Here is a 22,875-nt window from a genome sequence, read left to right on the forward strand (position 1 = left end):
TTTACCTTTCAAGCCATCCTCATTTCTGCTAAAGCCACAGCCCCCCACAAAGGCGCATCATCGCCCAACCTTGCCGATACAATTTCAAAATCCACTTCCGGCAAAGCCCTCTCCCGCGCCACCTGACGCACCACCCGCCAAAAATCTTCCTCCGCTTTTGTCACACCGCCTCCCAACACAAAGCGCAAGCAGTATTGAGTCAGGATCTTAATTCGGACACTTTATCCTTAAAGGCTTTGGTATAGCCAAACTCCGATCCCAAAATTTGGATTTTATTAAATCAACGTTCCTTACCACTCCCATCGACCGATATCAGGTGCCGAACCGGAGTAAGGAAGTCCGACATCAGTTCCTCTATCCACCACAAGACTGCGTGACGAAGCCGGCTTGTAGTAAGAGTTCCAACGATCGCCCGTGCCTGTAAATCTTGGATCTCCCTGGATGTTTGTCGCATTAACCGCGAATTGGATCTGCCAAGTTGGCTTTGCTGGGTTCGTATTTCTGCGGAGATTATTAGTGAAAGCAATGTTCTTACCTCCTTGCACATCGTCTCCTTGAGAGTTCAAGAACACATTATTTTTGATCGATATCCTGTCTGCGGAGTTGATTTGTAGGCTATTCCCTAATCTATCGAACACGTTGTTGTGAATCTTGATGTTGGAAGCTGGATCGGGAATGAAGACGGCAGCACTGTTCCCGAAACCAAATTGAACTTTACGAGCAACATTTGCGAAAATATTATTGTGGATGTTGATATCGTGATTTTCTATAGTTCCGCCCCATGCTTTCCCTCCCCAAATCGCAATACCGAAGCCTTTATCCTGAAAATAGGAGTTGGATATCTCGACTCCGCTCAAAGCAACTTCGATTGACTCCTTAACACTCTGTCCGTCAATATCTTTTATTCGTAAGTTTCGTATCTTGAGATTGCTTGGGTGTGTAGCTGTCGGCTGGTATTCATTCATTATTGAATGATTGACCATCGATAACCACGTATTACAGTTAACATTGTAGATTTCGTTTCCATAACTCAAATTCCAAAGTTCAATGGAAGCATCCTCGCTCCACTGGGAATCAACTTCTGGAACCTGGATGTCGCAATCGTGAATCTTCACGTTACGTATATGACCTACATGCATGAACTTTATGCCGTATCCTTTATTTTCTCGGATAGTAATGTTGTAGATGTCAGCGCCATCTAGCCCTCCAAGTCTCAAGTTCCCGGTAGATGCTCCCGATACTCCATCCGCTGCGGAGTTGATAAACGTGCAATCATGTATCGTTGTGTTCTTCATCCACTTTCCCTCTGGAAGCGGGACGTACCACCACATGTTGCCACGGGTAAAAACTGCACCGCTGTGCTGGAAGTTTTTGAACGTGACATTATGCGTAGTCACGTTGTTACGATTTTCTACCCAGATGCCGGCTTTGATGGTTTTGCCGTTCCCATCTATGGTGAAGCCGCCTAACGTCTGATTACCGTCTGTCGCTTCAATCATCTCGGAAGGAGAGCCGTACCGAGGGTTCGAGCCGGAGTAGCTAGGCGAGACAAGCTGAATAATACTTCCATGATGCCAAAGACTCCAGTCACTGCTGCCAGTATTTACTCCTGGAGCAGGAATAGCACCATTGCTAGTGATAGTCACGCTTGATTCACCTGCTCCCTCGATATTTACTCCCGGTGGAAGTACCGTCGCTTCCGTTTCCCTGTAGACGCCTGGGTTCAAATAAATCGTGTAGTTTTGATTCGGTTGAACTTGTTTTGCTGCATACGCCAACGTCCTCAATGGTTTGCCTAGCGATCCATCGCCTCCGGTATCGCTTCCCGTGGGAGATACGTAGACGTACAAGCTCCTGGTAGATTCGGCAGCCACAATTTTCTGCGTAGTTACTAAATGGGTTGTGACTACAGCTACTAAAACAATAGTAGCTAAAGCTGTGTAGGAAAGAAGGGAGCGTAGAGTCTTTATCATTACTCAAAGGAGGGGAGGGAAAGGCGATAGATGGACGGAAGGGAGCGTAGAAATGAGAATAGAATGTTTTCTACCGTAAGAAATACTACGGCGGCGAAATCTTCCTCGTCTCTGGAAGCAGGGAAAAGGGCTACTTGAAAATTTTTGTCTAGTACCTATTGATAGATAAGCTTTAAAAAACTTACCATTCCATCTTTCACCTGAGTATTAAGATTTATTCGCCTAAATTTACATCCTCTACCCAGTTCTGTTTGCACTTATGCATTCCACACGTCACTCATTTACAAATTCGGGATTGTCATAGAAGCGATCGCCACTCCGCCCCATAAAGGCGCATCATCCCCCAGAACCGCCGGCACAATTTCAAAATCAACTTCTGGCAAAGCCGTCTCCCGCGCCACCTGACGCACCAACCGCCAAAAATCCTCCCCCGCCTTCGTCACCCCGCCTCCCAACACAAAGCGCTGCGGATTCATCAAATTCGCCACATTGCCAATACCCACACCTAGCGCCCAAGCAGCCTTGTGTAAAACTTCCTTCGCCAAATCATCACCAGCTGACGCCGCCTCACTTACCAACTGTCCCGTCAGCAACGTTAAATTATTCCCCACCAAACCTCTCAAAATCTCTCCATCTCTGAGTCCTCCGCGCCTCTGCGGTTCGTTCTCCAAAATTTCCCTAGCATTTTGCGCCATATAAGGCCCCGAAGCCAAACGTTCCACACATCCCCGCTTCCCACACAAACAAACTGGCCCAGCCGGATCTACAACGATATGTCCAATTTCGCCAGCCATCCCACCAGCACCCCGCCAAGGCTGGCCGTTGAGTATCCAACCACCACCCACGCCAGTACTGACAGTAATATAAAACAGGCTATCGTATCCCTGTCCCGCACCAAAGCGATGTTCTCCCAAAGCAGCAATATTCGCGTCATTATCTACATCAACAGGAACGCCAAACTCCTCTTCCAACAAAGCTTTGAGAGGAATATTTTCCCATCCAGCCACATGATGAGATAGTCGCACCGTTCCCGTGGAAGCGTCAACTGGGCCGCCAAAGCTAATACCGATCGCAGCAGGTTTTGTGTCTTGCAACAGAGAGTAAATGAGCGATCGCATTATTTCCAAGTCAGTGCTAGCATCTGCACCTACTGGCGAGAGACAACGTTCATAACGCAACCACTTTCTCGAACCGATATTGACTGTTGCTGCTGCCAGCTTTGTTCCACCAAAATCGAGAGCTAAAATTAATGTCATTCACTCACCTTTTATTACACCATCACACAACGTAGTTTCTTTCTGAAGAAAGATGTTTGTACTCAAGATACATTTAACACTAGAAAAACTACACTATTATTTAGCAACTTATGACTACTGAGCAACCCGATCCACTTATCGATTTCTCTCACGCCAAAGAACCTCCTCGCTCTCTTGATATTGATAAAGCTCAAGAGGCAGATCCCATTGAACCAGAAGAAGTTAGTGGACAGAGTAAGCAAAATCCCACTCCTGATGATTTGAATCGCGAAGATGAAGACCCCAGAATCGGGGGTAGTCAAATAATTAGTGGGAATATTTCAGCTGGGTAAATAGTTATTCACCTTTTTGTGAGTTGAGTACTCCATCAATAAACTGTTGCAATCGTTCATAATGTGAACCTTTCCAATAAATGCGATCGCAGTCTTGACAACGTTGGAATTGATCGATCTGCGATTGCACCTTTTCTGGCACTTGTTCAATAATGGATTGCTTATCCACAGATTCTAATAATCCATTGCAACGCAAACACCGTTTAAATGGTGAGATTAATTCAAACAAGTCGAAGCGTTGTAGTACTTCTAGGATTTGTTGTTGAGGGTTAGTGTTTCTAACATAATACCCATAGGCTACCAAACTACGCATCAATAGACCTTTATCACGAGTCAAGAGAATCCGCGCTTGACTAGATGATATTTGGGCTAATTTATCGTCCTCGTAGTCATTGCGGTATAAAGTATCAAAACCTAAAAGTCGTAAAGATGTCGCAAGCTTCCCCAAATGAATATCTAAAACAAAACGGATAATACTGAGCGGTTTTGGCAGAACAGAAACGCTTGGTATAATAACATTCCTAGCTGAAATTGGATAAACATTGATAGTGTCTCCATCGGAAACTATGTAAGAAAAATTTACATATTCACCATTAACGTTTATAGAATCCACCTCTGGATGAGGGACACCCAAAGATTCAATCATGTCCTTAATTGAGGCTTTTTCCCCAAACACATGAGAGATTCTCACCTGTTTGTGATGCCGTGGTAAAAAATGATTCAATTCTGCATGAAAGTAGAAATATGCGATCGCCATAGCTACAGATATTTGGACTAGTAAGTGCGCCTTTACTAGCAATAATTTGTCACAATTGCAAAACTTTATCTATTATATTGAAACTATCAATGCTTGTTGTAGTAAGATATCTCAACGATGAAATGCTTGTTCACCTTGATTTAAGCAATGTTCTAGAGGCAACAAACTGTAAAGAAGTCATAAAGATTCTTAAATACTTGCATTTCTTATTGACTTCAGTTACAGTCAAAGCAGATGCCTATCATCAAACCCTGACATGAACTTCAGGAAGTTAAACTAGGTAAAACGCTAAATACCAAATTTGTTAATGTTGATATCAGTGACGCTGCTAATAATTAGTCACTAATTTTGATTATTAACTTATGGCACATGGAATCCGGGGCAATAAAGCATTTGCCTCCAATTTGATTGTTTTTATTTTTCTCTACTTATTGAGAATTATTTTCAATATGTATAGATCGATAGACACATTAAAAGCAGATAGTGTGGAGGAAGTCTTAAAACAGTGTTGGCTTACCAAAGCTTTCTATGCTGATTAAATATTTCCGCATCTATCTTTAGGAATACATTTCTCAGAAGGTGGCACAAAATTATATTTTTATGTGTAAAAACAGGATATGTAACTAGCTATGTAGATAATTTCGGCAAAACTTTAAATAACTAGGTTGCTGCTAGGAATATTTTTGATTGTAGTGTCAGCTACATCGATATTGTCAGCAAGTTAATCGTCGGTAACTCTCCAAGTTGCTTTGCGTCTATATAGCAGGTTTAATATATTTGATTTTGCCAAAGGAACCAAGTTCAGAAAAACTTAATTTCCGCAAATGAAAATTTATGAAATACCAAATAACAATAAAACTAGATACAAAATTAACGCCACTGATACGGAAAAATCTATCTTGACACTGTTTATCTTTATTGGGGAGAATTTATTAACCGGAAAGACCTCGATCAATAATGATGTTATAAAGTGGCTACCTAGTTTTAACTGGGAAATGAATATTGTTCTTTTTTATCTCCTTTAGCCAAGGATATTGTAGCTAAGAACACAATTGTATTTTGTAATACCTTTTGTCCATAAAATACGCTAATGAGTACAGCGAGATGAATACTTTTTTTTGTTCTGATGATTCACGGCAAGTAGGAGAAGATGTTATTGGTAGTGCCACCAATTATCAAACTTATATTTTAGTTGAGTGTCCTTTACCTTGGACATCAGAAGCCTTTAACTCCAAATGGGTACCCCAAAATTTGAGGATTTTGGTAGAAGAAGTGAAGCGTGCTAAACTCCCGATTAGATTTTTATTAATTGCTAATGATGTATCACACAAGGTAAATCATACTACGCTTTTGATTTATCAAAAAGAAGAGGGGCTAAGTAATGGATACCATAAGCAAGAGTTTAAGCTAGCAAATATTGAGCAAGTAGCAGGAGTTGTCCAAAAATGGATATGGGGTATCGATTCTAATTTGGAAGTAGAAACTAGTACAACTAGAGATATTTTAGTTTGTACCCACGGTAGCCATGATAAGTGTTGTGCAAGATATGGCGCTCCTTTTTACTTCCATGTGACAGCGAGTAATGCTGATTTGTGCTTAGAGAATGTGCGAATTTGGAAATCATCGCACTTTGGTGGACATCGGTTTGCACCAACAGTTATAGACTTGCCAGAGGGAAGATATTACGGTCGTCTCGATCGAGATTCATTTAGATCGATTTTGACTCGTACTGGTGATATTCAATGTTTACATCAAGTCTATCGAGGCTGGGGAATTCTACCTGCTGCACTTCAGGTTTTGGAAAGAGAGTTAATTCTTTATAAAGGGTGGGATTGGTTTAATTACAAAGTTGCAGGCAAAATTTTAGAGCAAAGTTTAGACAATAGTACTATCTTGGCTGAAATGAGTTTTGAACAACCTTGTGGTTCTCTCTATACTTATCAGGCTAAACTTGTCAAAGATGAAACCAAGACTCAACAACTCAAGAGTTCATGCAATGCTACACGAGAGTTAGTAGTTACTAAATATGCTGTTGGTAGTCTTTGGATTGCCTCTAGTAAGGTAATTAGTTATAGTACATAGAAATGGAAAATTTTTAAACGCAGAGGGACGCATTAGCGAAGCGGTAGCGACGTTAGGAGCGTCAGCGTCTGTCTGCGACACGCTGCGCGAACGCAGAGAAGCGCAGAGGAACGCAGAGTATTACTAGGTTGAGTTCGCTACGAATTAATTAAATACTGTATTTAGTATAATGCTGCACAAATTCGTAATAAAATATCTGCGCCCCTGTGCGTTTAAATTCCAAATATTGAATCAAGATTAAGCCATATTTAAGACTTTTCGTAACAGTACTTGGTCTTCTAATTTGGCTTTTAAACGACCATTTTCAATATCTCGAATCCAGCTTTGGCTTTTACCCGTAAGTTTTGCCAACTCTCTTTGGGAGAGATTCAAATTTTTTCGCGCTTGCAAAATCTGTTCGCCTAGTAAATCGTTTGTAGCTTTGGGCTTCCTTTTGGCTTTGGCAGTTCTTGTTTTCTTTTTTTCCGATTCTGAGATTTGCTGTTCCCATTCTGGTGGGAGTTCAAAAGCTAAAATCCGCGCATTCATTAGCAGATTCCACTTACCACGGGGGCCTGTATCTGTGAGGCGAGTTTCAGCACTACCGTCATTAGTCCAAAATTCTAATGCTTCATCTGGATCTTCGGGAAGATCGATTAACTTTGCCCACAAAGGTTGAATTTCTGGTGGGTAAGTAACTGGATCGAAAAGCGGTTTCATTCCATAGTGATTGAGAATTTCTAAATCGCTTTCAAAAGTTCGCAGCAGACGTTTGCGTTCTTCTCGTTGTCTGGATGCAAGGGCGACTTTTTCTTCACCGTAAGCAATACGCAGCAAGGTAGGAATGGTGATGCGTTGTTCTTTGCCCATTTTGGTTTTAAACAGCAACCACAGCATTAGTCGAACTGCGCCTTCATGTTGCTGCCAAATGCTCATGACTGTGGTTAACAGTGTTTTGGGGAGACTGCCGTATTGATAGAATGCGGTTCGCTCTTTACATGCTTGTTTGTTTAAGAAATATTGTGCCCATAAGCCCGCTTTGACTTTAAAAGTTAGCCCAATCAGATATTTGCATCCGAGATTGTCTTCTTGGAAGTGGTGCTGAATATCTACTAAGTGCCATAAGCGGCTGCCAACAAGAGAAAATCCATTAATTCGACCTTGCTGGGGCCAGTCAATGGAGATAATTAGGGAGCAAGCTTGCTGGACAATATTTTTCATTAAAGCTAGCTTGGCAGCTTTGCTTAAATCTTTGCGTTTCTCCATCCCCAAATATTTCTCGATTTGTCGCTCATCGATCGCAAATTCTTGCTCCCAAGGTTGCTCTAAGGCTGTAGCATAAGCTGCAAAAATTAGATGTATGCAAGCGGCTCTGATGTCAAGCCCCTCAATTGCTGCTATATCTGTGGCCTTGTCGTTCACTTTGAAGGGATCTTGGATATGAAATGCGATCGCACCTCGTCCTTGATTGACTTGTCGGCTGTAACTGATGTAGCCTTCTTCATCGGTTTCCCAATGTAGGGATGTGCGCTGCGCTAATACATTACAAGCTTCCCAAATTGCGATCGCTGAAGCAAATGGATTATTCTTACCATTAGAAAACAAGTCTAAGCTGCTAGCATCTCTTGGTTCAACTTTGCATCTTCCCTTTTTAGACTGCCAAGGAATGGGAGAATTAGTTGGACAAGCTATTACACATTGCGGTTCTGAATAATAGCCCTCACAATTATTACAAAGACCAGGATCAATCCAGTATTCATTGTCCTCTATTCTGATTGCACCCGTAGGACATTGGGGGCGGCAGTTGTCACATCCAACGCAACTGTTGTTAGGAATTGTATAAGGCATTTGGCTCTTTTCCCACTCTAATCGTTGAGATGTCTGTTTCAGGTCTCCCCTGGATGAGTCCTGTTTATTCATGACTCGCTACCACATTATCTTTATGGCGAGAATAATTTTTTCTCACCACATTCACTTCCCACATCCATATTTGACTTTGTATCCAATTGGAAGCTATTTAAGGCTTTAAAACCAGACCTAATAAAACTTCTTATTAACTATACATTTCATGAAAAAAATGATTAATTTGTTCGTGTCGAGCTTAGAAAAAAATCTTAACATTTATTTAATTACATATTTAATGAACAATTTAGCTTTGACCATAAAACCTTATCCAAAGTCTTTTTAGGAAAAAATAAGCCTCTGAGAATTGGACTTCATCTGATTTGTTAACAATTTTAATATTTAATGCATGACAATATTCTGCCATAAAGTTTACAGTTCCTTCATAAATTAATTCTGTTTATTCCGGTCAAGTAATAATATTCCTTTTGTCACCATTTATCTAAATATTTGAATCAAAATAACTTGAAAATTGTTGCTTTCTAAACTACATATTGCAGATATCAAAATGTAACTGATGAACATATAGTCTGGTATGTATGTATACTGTTTATATGAAATTATTTGCTTAAATCTGAAAATATTTGCAAAAGAATATCATTACTCTTATAGATATAGTTGCATTTGCTGGAAATAATAGTTAAATCGGCAGTTCTAAACCACATTAGGTTTCAAATCCTCAATTTCTGATTTATAGCGCTTCTCGTTCGGATGCAATACACTTTGACCTCACTTCCATTCCTCTCTCCTAAAAGGAGAGAGGCTTTGAATTTTACTCCCCAACGCTAGTAGGGAAGAGGCTGAGGGTTAAGTCTGTATTCTATGCAACTGAGAACCGCTATATACTCTGCATCTGAAGGCTGATCGTGAGGTGCTGCCTCCAGTCAGATATTGAGTCAGAGACTCGATGAAGGCATTTATATGCAGAACATGGGAACGAGGAATAAGAAAGATTTATAATAATTATTGGCAATGATTTTCATCTATAAATTGAAAGAAAAACAATTTAAGATTGTGTTCAAAGTCATCGAAATTTGATGAGATAAAAGTAAGTTTTGAATACAAAAGAATAAAAGATTAGGATAGTATGATGATTAATGCACAAACAGATTGACAGGCAAAATTGCCGAGGATTTATTCATGGCACAACTAACAGGTTTGACATTTGGCGGTAAGGCTTGGACACCAAAATTCGCTCAGGAAATTGACAAAGATAAATGTATCGGCTGTGGCAGATGCGTTAAAGTCTGCGGGTACAATGTGCTTGGATTAAAGGCACTCAATGAAGAAGGCGAATTTGTGGAAGATGAAGATGATGAAGAAATTGAACGGAAAGTAATGGCAGTTACTTCTCCAGAGAATTGTATTGGTTGTGAAGCTTGTTCACGGATTTGCCCCAAGAATTGCTATACCCATGCTGTATTAAACAATTAAGGTTTTTGGAGTTAATCAAAATTGTTGTTCATTCAAGGAGGCACTGTTTGTAATCAGCGCAAATGCGCTAGGCAAGGTAACTTGAGGGGAATACTAAATATTTACCGGAACTAATAAAAAGTTCGCAGTAAACAAATCCGTAAATCGTAAATTGTTCGTTATTAACAAATTTAAACTTGCTGCTAATATAGCCTAATCAATATTAGGACTAACAGTGCCCCTTGGAACAACAAGCTTTTTGGAAAGCAGGGGGCTAACTTTGTGATATGAGTTGAAATATAATTTGTAATTTTGTGGGGGAAAGATATGGAAAAAATCTGGAAGTTTCCCCCTTTTTTAATGGCTGCACGTTAGAAAGTTAATAAGTGAAAAGGAAATGGGGAATGGGGAAAGAACAAGGGAATAGGGTACAGGTTACAGGGAATAGATGAATTCCTATTACCTGTAACCTGTAACCTCTCCCCTAAAACCTAAACTCAGAAAACAACACCTCTAAAGACGGTTTACAAAGCAGGTAGCATGTATGCAACAAGTTCCTGTTTCACTATGGACTCTGGTTGCTGGGATAGTAGTTACAGCAATCAGCATTTGGATCGGTCACAACCACACTCTCATGCCGGTGCAGGCATCGTTACAAGCGCCTTTGGTAGACAGTTTTTTTAACGTCATGTTTACCATTGCGATCGCACTCTTCTTGGTGGTAGAAGGAACAATTGTAGTTTTTTTGGTGAAGTTTCGTCACCGTCGCGGTGATGATACCGATGGTTTGCCAATAGAAGGCAACGTTCCCTTAGAAATCTTTTGGACAGCAATTCCCACGGTGATTGTCCTCGGTTTGGGCATCTACAGCGTAGATGTTTTTAACCAAATGGGCGGTTTTGAGCCTGCGGGTCATCCTCATTCAGCTGCTCATGTTGCTCATCAGCCGGGAACTGCTCTTGCAGCTACACTTAGCGATGCTTCTGAAGCAACAACAGCCCCGACAATTGCCCCAACAATTGGCATCGGCGCGTCTCCTCAAACCCTTAACAAACCAGCCGATTTAGTTGTTGATGTCAAAGGGATACAGTACGCCTGGATATTTAATTACCCCGATAGTGGCATTACCTCTGGGGAATTGCACATACCCGTTGGTGCTGATGTGCAACTCAACCTTTCAGCAGACGATGTAATTCATTCATTCTGGGTGCCAAACTTTAGGTTGAAACAAGATGCACTACCCGGTATCCCTACCGAACTGCGATTTGTTGCCACCAAACCAGGTACATATCCCGTAGTTTGTGCTGAGTTGTGCGGTGGTTATCACGGTTCAATGCGGACACAGGTAATTGTCCACACACCAGAAGAATATGATAGCTGGCGGACAGAAAACCAGATTGCTCAACAGCAAAATCTAAATCAAGTCGTTGCAATTAATCCCGCCGACTTATCAACCTCAGAGTTTCTCGCGCCCCACACCCATGATATGGGAATTGGTGCAGCAACTTTAGAGTCAGTAGTCATGAGTCATTAGTCAAACGATTTTGGATTTTAGATTTGCGATTTTAGATTGGTTTCGCTACGCCACTGGGGGATAAATCAAAAAATTCTTTTAATCCAAAATCCAAAATCTAAAATCTAAAATTGCCGGTCAAGAGTCACATTTAATTACTTTGAACATTTGACCCTGGACTTTGCATAAGGGTAAAAAATATGACGCAGGTAGAATTTCCACGGAATACTCCACCAGAAGAAAATAAACCGGAAATGGTGATTGGCCACACCTCTCATCCGAAGGCGTGGAAATGGCAGGACTATTTTACATTTAATGTTGACCACAAGGTTATTGGTATTCAATACCTGGTGACGGCGTTTGTGTTCTATCTCATCGGCGGACTGATGGCTGTTGCTCTCCGTGCCGAATTAGCAACACCAGATGCAGACTTACTCGACCCCAATCTGTATAACGCTTTCATGACCAATCACGGGACGATTATGATCTTCCTGTGGATTGTCCCTAGCGCCATTGGGGGATTTGGTAACTATTTGGTGCCCTTGATGGTTGGTGCCAGGGATATGGCGTTTCCAAAGCTAAACGCGATCGCCTTTTGGTTAAACCCACCAGCAGGTGCGCTCATTTTAGGTAGTTTCATCTTTGGCGGTTCCCAATCTGGTTGGACAGCTTACCCACCTTTGAGTTTGGTGACAGCACCAATCGCTCAAACTATGTGGATATTAGCGATCGTTTTGGTGGGAACTTCCTCAATTTTGGGTTCGCTGAACTTTGTGATCACCATTTTGATGATGAAGGTTCCTAGCATGAAATGGGATCAAGTGCCCTTGTTTTGCTGGGCAATCTTGGCTACCTCACTGCTAGCACTTCTCTCCACACCTGTATTAGCAGCCGGTTTAGTTCTGTTGTTGTTTGACCTCAACTTTGGCACCTCCTTCTTTAAACCAGATGCAGGCGGTAACGTTGTAATTTATCAACACTTGTTCTGGTTTTATTCTCACCCGGCAGTATATTTAATGATTCTGCCCATCTTCGGCATCATGTCGGAGGTAATTCCAGTACACGCCCGCAAGCCAATCTTTGGTTATAAAGCGATCGCTTATTCTAGTGTCGCCATCTGCGTTGTCGGTTTGTTCGTCTGGGTACACCATATGTTTACCAGCGGCACACCCGGTTGGATGCGGATGTTCTTCACTATCTCCACTCTCATAGTTGCAGTTCCCACTGGCGTGAAGATTTTTGCCTGGGTTGCTACCCTTTGGGGTGGTAAAATCCGCTTCACCACGGCGATGCTTTTCGCCATTGGCTTGTTATCCATGTTTGTCATGGGCGGCTTAAGCGGTGTGACGATGGGAACAGCCCCCTTTGATGTTCACGTCCACGACACATATTATGTTGTCGGACATTTCCACTACGTTCTGTTTGGCGGTTCCGTGTTTGGCATTTACGCCGGCATTTATCACTGGTTCCCCAAAATGACCGGACGAATGCTGAATGAAAACTGGGGACGGGTTCATTTCGCCCTTACCTTCATCGGCACTAATCTTACTTTCTTACCCATGCATGAGTTGGGTTTGAAAGGAATGCCCCGACGAGTGGCAATGTATGACCCCCAATTTATCGACCTCAATCAGATTTGTACCTTTGGTTCATTTGTTTTGGCATTATCGGTAATTCCCTTTGCCATCAACATGATCTACAGTTGGCTGAAGGGGCCTTTGGCTGGTGATAATCCTTGGCAAGCTTTGACTTTAGAATGGACAACTAGCTCGCCACCCGCAATTGAAAACTGGGAAGTGTTGCCGGTTGTGACTCATGGCCCTTATGACTACGGTCAGGAGCATAGAACTGAATTACAGTCATCTGCAACACCAGAAGCTAGTGCTTAGTTTGTAGAGTGAGTGATGCGATCGCTCTCAAGGTGATTGCAAGTTTTATTCATTTGAGTTCAGAACTCGAAAGGCCGAGTTCAGAACTCGAAAGGCCGAGCTTAGAACTCAAAAGGCCGAGTTCAGAACTCGAAAGGCCGAGCTTGAAACTCGAAAGGCCGAGTTCAGAACTCGAAAGGCCGAGCTTAGAACTCGAAAGGCCGAGCTTGGAACTTGAAAGGCCGAGTTCAGAACTCAAAACTCCGAGCTTGGAACTTGAAACTCCGAGCTTGGAACTCAAAACTTGAGCTTCAGAACTCGAAACTCGGAATTTTGAGAATTCCTGAACAAGTTAAGAGTTGGGTTAAATAAGGATTTTGGATGAAGAATGAAAATTTTGCCGCTTCAGACTTCATTCTTCATTCAAGCTTCCACAACAGACACAGTGGATAATATTGTCAAAAAATCTATGACTATAGCTACAACGACAAGCGAAGATCGCAGTGCAGGACACGAAGAACATCCAGATTTAAGAGTTTGGGGACTTTTGACATTCCTCGCCTCTGAATCCCTGATGTTTGGAGGATTTTTTGCCACCTATTTATTTTTCCGAGGTACTACAGCGGTTTGGCCTCCAGAAGGAAGTGAAGTAGAACTACTTGTGCCGACAATTAACACCATTATTCTGGTGTCTAGTAGTTTCGTGATTCACTTCGGTGATACGGCGATTAAAAAGAATAACCTCAAGGGAATGCAATTGTGGTATGCAATTACTGCACTCATGGGGGCAATTTTCTTAGGTGGTCAGGTTTATGAGTATTCAACATTAGGATACGGACTGACTACCAACGTCTTCGCCAACTGCTTTTATATCATGACCGGGTTCCACGGTTTGCACGTTTTTGTGGGACTGTTATTGATATTACGTGCATTGTGGCGATCGCGTCTTCCCGGTGAATATTCTGCAACCAATCATACTTTCATCGAAATGACAGAAATTTACTGGCACTTCGTAGACATTATTTGGATTGTATTATTCACCTTGGTGTACATTCTGACTTTGTTTTAACAAAAGTTAGGAGTGAGGAGCCAGAAGTGAAGAGTTAATAATTTATAACTTCTAACTCGTAATTCACAACTTCTAACTCATAACTCCTAACTCCTAACTCCTAACTCGTAACTCATAACTCTCCAGGACTTTATTATGCAAGCTAATACAAACCAATTCTCATGGTTCCAGGTTCCAGAAGACATTAAAAACTTATTAGTTTTAGCTGCACAAAACTGGGAAAATACATCAGAATCAGAAAAATATATTCAACAAGCTTTAGCACAAACTGGTGAAAATACAGATGTCTTGGTAGCAGCATATAGATTTTTCTATTATAAAAATAATTATTCTCTTGCACTACAAACAACAGCCAAATTATTAGATAAAATTAAAGAACTAGAAAATTTTCCTGATGACTGGGAGCAACTTAAGCCGATACTAGTCAGTCGCAAAGAAGAACCACAAATTCGATTGTACTTAAATGCTTATGCTGCTTCTGGATTAGTACTAGCAAATTTAGGAGAAATTGAGGAAGCAAAAAAAATCAGCACCAAAGTCAAAGAAATAGACGAAAAGCATGATTTTGGTGCCGGAATTCTCCTGGATATTTTGACACGTCCAGCAGAAGAAGATGATTAATTAGTCAATGCACTTCTCGACAAGAAAGAGTGGGGGTGCGTAGAGACGCGATTAATCGCGTCTGTAAAACAACCAATGCCCAATGAATGCCCTTTTTGTGAAAAATCATGAACAATTGGTTATCTACCAGATCGTATTCCTCTTACTCCCTATTAGGAGCAGCTACTGATAGTAACTCTATCTTTCCTCCTATCATTATACCTACTAAACTTCCTGTAGGTAATATTCCTAATGTCTCTCCGATCCTGATCGTCCAATCTTCTCCGTTATCAATTTAAAAGTTATGAAAGGTAGGGATTGGCTGCTAACGGGGGACGGTCAGTATCAAGCTTGTAAATCTGTAAGAGCCTGGGATTTATTGAGAGAAAATTATCGCCTTTATCGGTTTTTAACTGAGGTGGAAGATGTTCTCAATAGCGGGGATGATGAAGTCAGTTGTCTACCAGAAATTCGGATGCTCGTAAGGCGCTTGATAGTAAATTCCTACTGGGTACGAAGTCAACAGTTAGAGCCTTCACCCAAAACGGGAACCTCTGTTTTACTCCTATACGATGAATTGGGTTTTCCCTTGACTGTGCAAACAGTAACATTTGCACCGGGAACCCGATCAAACATTCATAATCATGGGACATGGGGAATAGTCGCGGTGTTAAAAGGTCAGGAAAAAAATACTTTTTGGCGACGCACTAATAGCCCCGAATTTCAGGACAAAATTGAAGCAACGGGAGAGGTAACTCTATCCCCAGGAGACATTATTAGCTTTACTCCCGATGCAATTCACTGTGTAGAAGCAGTGGGTGATGAACCAACTGTGACTTTTAATATCTACGGTGAAACCGATCCGAATCAGAGATTTGAGTTTGACCCGATTAAGTATAGTGCTAAAAACTTTTAGCATCACGCAGTAGGGTCATCACAGGCGTGCATTGGTGTCAACTTAACCCTAAACCCTCTTGGTGACAACGTTTTGCCCTCACCCCCAGCCCCTCTCCCCAAGAGAGAGGGGAGCTAGACATTTAATTCCCCTTCTCCCAAGGGAGAAGGGGTTAGGGGATGAGGGCGTGAGGGATTTGCAAAACACCTGTCTGATATAGTTTTCGCCTTAATTTGACACCAATGCACAGCCGTGCGCCCTTACAAACGAATCGTATTCTACTAAGAGGTAGTTAAATGGCAAGAGTAATTTTCTATAGCAAACCAGGCTGTAAAGGTGGTACTAAGCAAAAAGTTTTGCTAACAGCTGCCGGTCATGAAGTGATACCACAGAACCTGCTAACAGAACCTTGGACAGTTGAACGGTTGCGCTCATTTTTTGGCGATCGCCCCGTAGCCGAATGGTTTAATCCTTCCGCCCCAAAAGTAAAATCTGGTGAGGTGGTTCCTGAAAAAGTGGATGAACAAACTGCTTTGGCGCTGATGCTGAAAGAGCCACTGTTAATTCGCCGTCCTTTGTTAGAAGTAGGCGAACAGCGTGAGGTAGGATTTGATGTCCAAAAGATTGATACTTGGATTGGCTTACAAGCTGTGGATGAATCTTTGCAAGAAATCAGCGACAAGCTTTTGAAGCAAGATTTGCAAAACTGTTCCCACGGTCATGGTCATCATCACCATAATCATTAGGCTGGTTGTAACCATCATGGTGAACAACATCAAAAGCAAGCCAGCTTAAGTTATTAGACTTCTTCTATGAATCAAAAGCCCTCTCCCAAGCTTGGGAGAGGGCTTTTGAAATAGGCTCTAGTCTTTAGCTAACTTGTTGTTGGATGTGTAGTAAACCTTACTACCAGTATCAGGTACAAAATGGCAGCTGACGCATGAACGCCATAATGACTTCCAAATAGGTTCTTCCGATTTGTGGAAATACTCACCCATCACTGGTTTTATTGCCTCAGTTGCCTTCAACAAATTGTAGTGAGGGATGTTAAGGAATATATGGTGAGCAACATGAGTACCAATATCGTGATGGATATGATTAACCAAACCATAATCACGGTCAATACTAGAAATTGCACCTTTTAAAAAAGTCCAATCTTCTCCACGATACCAGGGAAGCTCTGGCTCAGTGTGGTGCAAAAATGTCACCAAATCTAGCCAAACTATGAACACAAGATAGGGCACAGCATAATATTTCAGTAACCACATCCAACCCCATTGGTAGGTGAGGAAACCGAGCAAGCCTACCATGCCAATCAAAAGTACAGTACTAGTGAGGACATCCCATTTTTCCGATGGTTTGAAAAGCGAACTGCTGGGCATAAAGTGGGAGCCTTCTTTATTAGGAGAACGCTTAAACAGATACACAGGATAAGCCAAGAGAAAAACATAATACCTGCCGATCTTTTGGGCTAAAGGCATCTCCTTATATTGTGATTCTGTCACAGGATACCAGCTTTCATCGTTATCGATATTGCCAGTATTTTTGTGATGGGTTCTATGACTGATCCGCCAACCATGATAAGGAACAAGTATTGGTGTGTGAGAAAGATGTCCAATCAAATCATTGAGCCATTTATGCTTAGAAAAAGATTGGTGTCCGCAGTCATGCCCGACTACAAACAAAGCCCAAAACATCGTTCCTTGCATTAGCCAGAAAATCGGGAAGAAAAGCCAAGAATCCAGGTAATTAGCTACTGCATAAAGCAGACCGATAATTAGGATGTCACGAAAAAAGTAAAAAAGTGATTTTGTTACATTGGGCTGAAAGCATTCAGCTGGGATTGCAGCTTTTAAATCTTGAAGAGTGAAAGGTAATTTAGTGGAATCCTCAGACGTTTCGCAGCCAGGAGGATTGTTGAACGTGATGGTATCTAATTGCACTGGATTCTTTTGTTGGATATAAATCGGAACTTTATTTGAGACAAGATAATCTCACCTCTAGGATGCCCACGAAACTAGCGATCGCTAACACCAAAGAAGATAATTTTTGGCAATTTACCTAACAATTTTTAGTTAGTAAAAAGTCGCCAAATTCTATTTAAACACAGCATGATAAACGCTCTCGTTGAGTTCAAGAGCGTGAGTATAGTCAGAGTGCTATTTATTGCTCTGTATAATGTTCGTCGAAAGTCTTATAGCCAACATCAGTTGTGTATAGTTGACATTGGTCTGTAATCTGCTTCATTAAAGGCCAAGAAAACTGACACTCATCATGTAGATAAGGCTCCCAATTTTCTTTGATGCTGCTGTAAGCTAGGCGCAAATTATAAGAAGGAATCGCAGTGGAAATATGATGAGGGACATGAACATTGATATCGTGGCACAAGACTTCTACCCAACGTGGATAATCACAATGAATAGTTCCAGATAGCTGCGCTAGAGCTTCGTTCCATTTGTTCGCTGTCGCAAAAGGAACATCTGCGGCAGTGTGGTGAACAATAGTAAAAGTACTCATCCAAAAATGGTAAATCATCCAGGGTACTAGCCAAAATTTGACAAATCCCCAGATACCAGTTGTGGCGATAAGAGTCGGGAAAGCGATCGCTGCAAACACAACTACTACAGCCACAGACAGCTTAATACTCGATTGGTCTTTTGTTTTGAAGTTCCGCCAATCAAAATGCACCACAGCCCAATGTCCAATGGAACCTACCCACCAGAAGCGTTTACGCATGAACAGTTCAAAAGCAGACTGTCGGGTTTTATCCCAATTTTCAAACACTTCTGGTCTAATGGGATGCCAAGCGTTGTCCTCATCCAGCTTGTTGGTATGAGTATGGTGATAATTATGCTTAATGCGCCAACTATGAAAGGGGTAAATTAACGGCATCATGAAAAAATGCCCTACCAAATCATTTACCCAACGACGTTTGGCAAAAGACCTATGTCCACAATCATGGCCAATTACAAAAAAACCTGTTAAAGCAGTGCCCGTAAAAATCCAAGCTAGGGGTAAGAGAAACCAAGGAGTGATAATCAGGCTGTAATAGCCCAAGGCGACTGCCAAGACACTCAGCAGGACTTGTGTCCAAGCTTTGCGACGGTTCTGCTGAAAACATTCCCTTGGCAGGGTTTTGACAATATCTTTGAGCCGGAAGTCGGAATTACTAGGCTCGTCACTTAGTTTCTGGCTATTAATTATTGATGTAGTCATGGACACCTAAAAAACAACAAACTCCTCCACCAAGTCACCAAAAAGTAACTTGCCGTAAAAATTCTTCACATTAGCGCTTCGGATTATAGCAACCTAACCGACACAAGCGCACCCGTAAGTAAATAGCTTTTTGAAAAGTTAGGAGTTAGGAGCGATCGATTTAAAAGCGTTACACATCCTAACTCCTGTACAGACGCGATTAATGAGCCAGCGCGTTGCGGAGGTTCCCCCCGTTGTAGCGACTGGCGTCGCGTCTCTTCTAACTAACTTTTGTTGGGGCCAACTTCACATTAGTAGCCAGACCAACTGCTTGTAGCAATTGTACTGTCATCCAGGTTAAATCGATTTCCCACCATTCCAGCCCATGACGAGCTGAGTATTGAAAAGCATGATGGTTATTATGCCAGCCTTCACCGAAAACTAGTACAGCTACCCACCAGCAATTAGTCGATCTATCACCAGAATCATAGCTCCGATAGCCAAATTTATGAGTCGCGCTGTTCACCAACCAAGTGCAGTGGTAAACCCAGACAATGCGAACAAAAATTCCCCAGACAACAAATGACCAGCCACCCAGAAGCAAAAGCAATACACCTAGAGCAACCTGGATCAAAATGAAATATTTTTCTAAAAACTGATAAACTGGGTCTTCGGCAATGTCTTTGGTGAAACGAGGAACATCAGCGTGAGCGGGACAGTAGTGAATCAGCCAATCCATGTGGCTCCACCAGAAGCCTTTATTAGAATCATGGGGATCGGCATCAGTATCAGAGTTTAAATGATGAATGCGATGCGTCCCGATCCACTCAATTGGGCCTCCTTGACACGAGAGTGTGCCGAAGAAAACCAAGATATACTCTAGCCACTTGGGAGTTTGAAAACTGCGGTGGGTGACAAGGCGGTGAAATCCTAGAGTAACTCCTAAGCCACCTGTTACCCAGTACAGCAAGAAACCTACACCAACTGCCGTCCAGCTAAAGTTACCAGGAACAAAGGCAAATAAAGCGCCAATGTGCAGTCCAATGAAAAACAGGGTATTAACCCAGTTAACTTGAGGTTTGGTTGAAGTAGCAATTGTCATGCAGTAACCTGAATTTGAATTTTCCAGCCTAGTCTGCGCGATCTTAAAATCCGCATATCTATAATCTTAATTTTTTTTGAACGAGGAACTGATGAACAGCTTAGAACAGCTGCGGCAAGCAGAACAGGCACTATTAGAAATTTTTTCTGGAATTGACACTCAGGTCAAGCATAATCTAAAACGAGTGCTGGATGCTTTTCGTAATCACCGTGTAGGGGCACACCACTTTGCTGGTGTAAGTGGCTATGGACATGATGATTTAGGACGAGAAACTTTAGATAAAGTTTTTGCCGAAGTTATGGGTGCTGAAGCTGCGGCTGTACGAGTGCAGTTCGTTTCGGGAACTCATGCGATCGCTTGTGCTTTGTTTGGTGTTCTCCGTCCTGGAGATGAGATGTTAGCAGTGGTCGGTTCTCCCTACGATACGCTTGAAGAAGTCATTGGTTTACGAGGTCAAGGTCAAGGCTCCCTTATTGAGTTTGGCATAAATTACCGTCAGCTAGAGCTAACCCCAGAAGGAATAGTGGATTGGCAAGCTTTAAGCCATGCAGTGGATGACAAAACTCGTTTAGTGTTAATTCAGCGATCTTGTGGCTATTCTTGGCGACCTAGTTTATCAATTGCCGATATTGAAAAAATCGTCCACTTAGTCAAACAGCAAAACCCGAACACCGTTTGCTTTGTGGATAACTGCTACGGCGAATTTATTGAAACAAAGGAACCTACAGGCGTAGGTGCTGATTTAATGGCGGGGTCATTGATTAAAAATCCTGGTGGAACCATTGTTAGCGCTGGTGGTTATGTCGCTGGTCGCGCCGACTTAGTGGAAGCATCCGCCTGTCGCCTCACGGCTCCCGGTATCGGGAGTTACGGCGGTGCTACTTTTGACCAAAATCGCCTGCTGTTCCAAGGCTTATTTCTAGCGCCGCAGATGGTAGGAGAGGCGATGAAAGGAACTTATCTTACTGGTTATGTATTTGATAAACTTGGTTATCCAGTAAATCCCGCTCCCCTAGCTCCTCGTGGGGATGTAATTCAGGCAATTAAACTCGGTTCTGCCGAAAAGCTAATTGCTTTCTGTAAAGCCATACAACAGCATTCTCCAATTGGTTCCTACTTAGACCCTGTTCCAGATGATATGCCGGGGTATGAGAGCCAGGTGGTGATGGCTGGGGGGACGTTTATTGAAGGGAGTACTTTGGAATTATCAGCAGATGGGCCTTTGCGTGAACCGTATGTGGTTTATTGTCAGGGTGGGACTCATTGGACTCATGTAGCGATCGCACTCGAAGCTGCGATCGATGCAGTTGGCAGTATCCATAGACAGAAAAAGGGAGAGTAATGAGCGATCGCCATAATCCTACTACTGCTACACGCCTGAATGTTTACACCCAAGGCCAAGGATTCCCAATTTTGGGCTTACACGGTCATCCTGGTACTGGTCGTAGTCTTTCTGTCTTTACCAATCATTTATCAAAACGCTACAAAACTTTTGCCCCTGATTTACGTGGATACGGTAAAAGCCGCTGTAACGGCAATTTTGAGATGAATGACCATTTGACTGATTTAGAAGCGCTGCTAGACCGTTTGCAGATTGAAAAGTGCTTAGTATTAGGATGGTCACTGGGCGGCATCCTGGCAATGGAGATGGCATTACGTTTGCCAGAGCGCGTTACTGGGCTGATTTTGGTGGCAACAGCTGCAAAACCCCGTGGCAGTCATCCTCCTATAACTTGGCAGGATAATTTATATACTGGCATTGCCGCGCTATTGAACTATATAAAACCGAGTTGGCAATGGAATATTGAAACTTTTGGTAAGCGATCGCTTTTCCGCTACTTAATCCAACAACATACATCTATTACTTACAATTACATCGCCAAGGAAGCAGTACCAGCTTATTTGCAAACTTCTCCTGCTGCTACTCGCGCTCTCTATAGTGCAATTCAATCAGGATACAATCGGGTTTTAGATTTGCAACAAATACAATGTCCCAGTTTAGTACTTGCTGGTGAACAAGACCGCCACATTACATCTGATTCCAGCTTACAAACTGCTCAACACCTCAAAAATTCTCAGTGGCAGTGCTATCCCAACACTGCCCATCTTTTTCCGTGGGAAGTTCCCCAGCAGGTGCTAAATGATATTGACCATTGGCTCGAAGTTCATCCGCAGGTAATTGGTAGTCAATAGTCTAAATATTTAATATTAAAAAAAATATTTAAAAAAATTTTGACTATTGACGAAGAAGAAAAGGAAAGGGAAGATGTGGTGACGCAATGAATGAAAAAGACGCAATAACTCCTGATGAAAAGTGCTGAGTGCTGAGTTTCGGGTGCTGAGTGAAAAGACCACCCCACTTGCGGGTGGGGTATCAACCTTTTCTCTATAAGAAGATTCCGCCCACAAGGGGCGGGGCTTTTACCGTAGTGCGGAAGTACTGAGTACTTCTTAAATTTACTCAGCACTCAGCACGGGCTAAACGCCCCGCTACCGCTAACAGCACTCAGTATTGAGTTGGTAAAAGGATTTTCTGTGTCTTTATGTCTTTGCATCAGAGCATCCTTTTCATTCTCTGGCCTAACTTAAATTTGACCGCCAAAGGCAGGCTGTACTTTGCGGTCAAATCTTTCCCCCAAGTCGTCAGCAATTGTTAAGTTACTAGGTTTGCAGCGCTTGACATTCACAATAATTCCCTGCGCTCCTTCGATCTCCAAATCTTCTATGTATCCTTTGCTTGCTAATTTTGCATCAGAAGAACTTAGAAATGGCCCGAAGTAATACGTGCAACGGGGATTTTGCGTCACAATCTCTACCCACCAAGCCAAGCCGATGTAGTCGAATGTGTTAATTAACACTTCCTTGAGGTTATGCCAAATGGTTTTCATGGTTTTCGCCGATTTATAAACGTCTACAGGGTGTTAAACGATATGTTGCTT

20 protein-coding genes and 1 pseudogene are annotated in these 22,875 nt (G+C 42.2%); 12 read left to right on the forward strand and 9 right to left on the reverse strand.

Annotated elements, in window-relative coordinates; all coding sequences use genetic code 11:
* Positions 1-8: 8 nt before the first annotated feature.
* The 3 genes and pseudogenes from CDG76_RS30855 to CDG76_RS30865 all read right to left on the reverse strand — a co-directional run.
* A pseudogene (locus CDG76_RS30855) lies at positions 9-185 on the reverse strand (ROK family protein); the annotation flags it as partial.
* Between the two features lie 105 nt (positions 186-290).
* A complete protein-coding gene (locus CDG76_RS30860; protein ID WP_094352653.1) occupies positions 291-1,874 on the reverse strand; it encodes a hypothetical protein in 1,584 nt (527 codons plus the stop codon).
* A 380-nt stretch (positions 1,875-2,254) separates the two neighbouring features.
* Entirely contained in the window at positions 2,255-3,229 is a 975-nt protein-coding gene (locus CDG76_RS30865) for an ROK family protein (protein ID WP_094352654.1), read from the reverse strand.
* A gap of 110 nt (positions 3,230-3,339) precedes the next feature.
* Between CDG76_RS30865 and CDG76_RS30870 the strand changes: the two genes are divergently transcribed.
* Positions 3,340-3,561, forward strand: a complete 222-nt coding sequence (locus CDG76_RS30870; RefSeq protein WP_094352655.1) for a hypothetical protein — start codon at positions 3,340-3,342, stop codon at positions 3,559-3,561.
* Between the two features lie 4 nt (positions 3,562-3,565).
* On the opposite strand, the gene CDG76_RS30875 is transcribed toward CDG76_RS30870, so the two are convergent.
* Positions 3,566-4,318 (reverse strand): Mut7-C RNAse domain-containing protein, encoded by a 753-nt coding sequence (locus CDG76_RS30875; protein ID WP_094352656.1) that lies wholly within the window; start codon positions 4,316-4,318, stop codon positions 3,566-3,568.
* Between the two features lie 1,104 nt (positions 4,319-5,422).
* On the opposite strand from CDG76_RS30875, the gene CDG76_RS30885 reads away from it, so the two are divergent.
* Positions 5,423-6,400, forward strand: coding sequence for a sucrase ferredoxin (locus tag CDG76_RS30885; RefSeq protein ID WP_094352658.1), 978 nt, complete (start codon positions 5,423-5,425; stop codon positions 6,398-6,400).
* A gap of 237 nt (positions 6,401-6,637) precedes the next feature.
* Here the strand turns inward: CDG76_RS30885 and CDG76_RS30890 are convergent, their stop codons facing one another.
* The gene (locus CDG76_RS30890; protein ID WP_094352659.1) at positions 6,638-8,227 is read right to left on the reverse strand and encodes a helix-turn-helix domain-containing protein; all 1,590 of its coding nucleotides are present in this window, start codon (positions 8,225-8,227) and stop codon (positions 6,638-6,640) included.
* A gap of 1,194 nt (positions 8,228-9,421) precedes the next feature.
* On the opposite strand from CDG76_RS30890, the gene fdxB reads away from it, so the two are divergent.
* The 8 genes from fdxB to CDG76_RS30930 all read left to right on the forward strand — a co-directional run bounded on the left by fdxB (position 9,422) and on the right by CDG76_RS30930 (position 16,385).
* A complete protein-coding gene (fdxB, locus tag CDG76_RS30895; protein WP_094352660.1) occupies positions 9,422-9,715 on the forward strand; it encodes a ferredoxin III, nif-specific in 294 nt (97 codons plus the stop codon).
* A gap of 523 nt (positions 9,716-10,238) precedes the next feature.
* Positions 10,239-11,228, forward strand: coding sequence for a cytochrome c oxidase subunit II (locus CDG76_RS30900; protein WP_094352661.1), 990 nt, complete (start codon positions 10,239-10,241; stop codon positions 11,226-11,228).
* Positions 11,229-11,407: 179 nt separating this feature from the next.
* Positions 11,408-13,096 (forward strand): cytochrome c oxidase subunit I, encoded by a 1,689-nt coding sequence (ctaD, locus tag CDG76_RS30905; protein WP_094352662.1) that lies wholly within the window; start codon positions 11,408-11,410, stop codon positions 13,094-13,096.
* An 8-nt stretch (positions 13,097-13,104) separates the two neighbouring features.
* Complete coding sequence (locus CDG76_RS37880; protein WP_094352663.1) at positions 13,105-13,383, forward strand: hypothetical protein; 279 nt, start codon at positions 13,105-13,107, stop codon at positions 13,381-13,383.
* 161 nt (positions 13,384-13,544) lie between these two features.
* Positions 13,545-14,144, forward strand: a complete 600-nt coding sequence (locus CDG76_RS30915; RefSeq protein WP_094352728.1) for a cytochrome c oxidase subunit 3 — start codon at positions 13,545-13,547, stop codon at positions 14,142-14,144.
* 135 nt (positions 14,145-14,279) lie between these two features.
* Complete coding sequence (locus CDG76_RS30920) at positions 14,280-14,765, forward strand: hypothetical protein (protein ID WP_094352664.1); 486 nt, start codon at positions 14,280-14,282, stop codon at positions 14,763-14,765.
* A 283-nt stretch (positions 14,766-15,048) separates the two neighbouring features.
* Positions 15,049-15,660 (forward strand): cupin, encoded by a 612-nt coding sequence (locus tag CDG76_RS30925; protein WP_094352665.1) that lies wholly within the window; start codon positions 15,049-15,051, stop codon positions 15,658-15,660.
* Between the two features lie 275 nt (positions 15,661-15,935).
* Positions 15,936-16,385 (forward strand): ArsC/Spx/MgsR family protein, encoded by a 450-nt coding sequence (locus CDG76_RS30930; RefSeq protein WP_094352666.1) that lies wholly within the window; start codon positions 15,936-15,938, stop codon positions 16,383-16,385.
* A 117-nt stretch (positions 16,386-16,502) separates the two neighbouring features.
* Here CDG76_RS30930 and CDG76_RS30935 read toward each other — a convergent pair whose 3' ends face one another.
* The 3 genes from CDG76_RS30935 to CDG76_RS30945 form a co-directional block, all read right to left on the reverse strand.
* A complete protein-coding gene (locus CDG76_RS30935) occupies positions 16,503-17,582 on the reverse strand; it encodes a fatty acid desaturase (protein ID WP_094352667.1) in 1,080 nt (359 codons plus the stop codon).
* A 220-nt stretch (positions 17,583-17,802) separates the two neighbouring features.
* The gene (locus CDG76_RS30940) at positions 17,803-18,855 is read right to left on the reverse strand and encodes a fatty acid desaturase (protein ID WP_094352668.1); all 1,053 of its coding nucleotides are present in this window, start codon (positions 18,853-18,855) and stop codon (positions 17,803-17,805) included.
* Positions 18,856-19,114: 259 nt separating this feature from the next.
* Entirely contained in the window at positions 19,115-19,936 is an 822-nt protein-coding gene (locus CDG76_RS30945) for an acyl-CoA desaturase (protein WP_094352669.1), read from the reverse strand.
* Positions 19,937-20,027: 91 nt separating this feature from the next.
* On the opposite strand from CDG76_RS30945, the gene CDG76_RS30950 reads away from it, so the two are divergent.
* The gene (locus CDG76_RS30950; protein WP_094352670.1) at positions 20,028-21,278 is read left to right on the forward strand and encodes a methionine gamma-lyase family protein; all 1,251 of its coding nucleotides are present in this window, start codon (positions 20,028-20,030) and stop codon (positions 21,276-21,278) included.
* Positions 21,278-22,129, forward strand: coding sequence for an alpha/beta fold hydrolase (locus CDG76_RS30955; protein WP_094352671.1), 852 nt, complete (start codon positions 21,278-21,280; stop codon positions 22,127-22,129). Before CDG76_RS30950 ends, CDG76_RS30955 begins: the two co-directional genes overlap by 1 nt.
* A gap of 392 nt (positions 22,130-22,521) precedes the next feature.
* Here CDG76_RS30955 and CDG76_RS30960 read toward each other — a convergent pair whose 3' ends face one another.
* The gene (locus tag CDG76_RS30960) at positions 22,522-22,824 is read right to left on the reverse strand and encodes a DUF1816 domain-containing protein (RefSeq protein WP_094352672.1); all 303 of its coding nucleotides are present in this window, start codon (positions 22,822-22,824) and stop codon (positions 22,522-22,524) included.
* Between the last annotated feature and the right edge of the window lie 51 nt (positions 22,825-22,875).

Source organism: Nostoc sp. 'Peltigera membranacea cyanobiont' 210A, from assembly GCF_002246015.1.
Lineage (GTDB): Bacteria > Cyanobacteriota > Cyanobacteriia > Cyanobacteriales > Nostocaceae > Nostoc.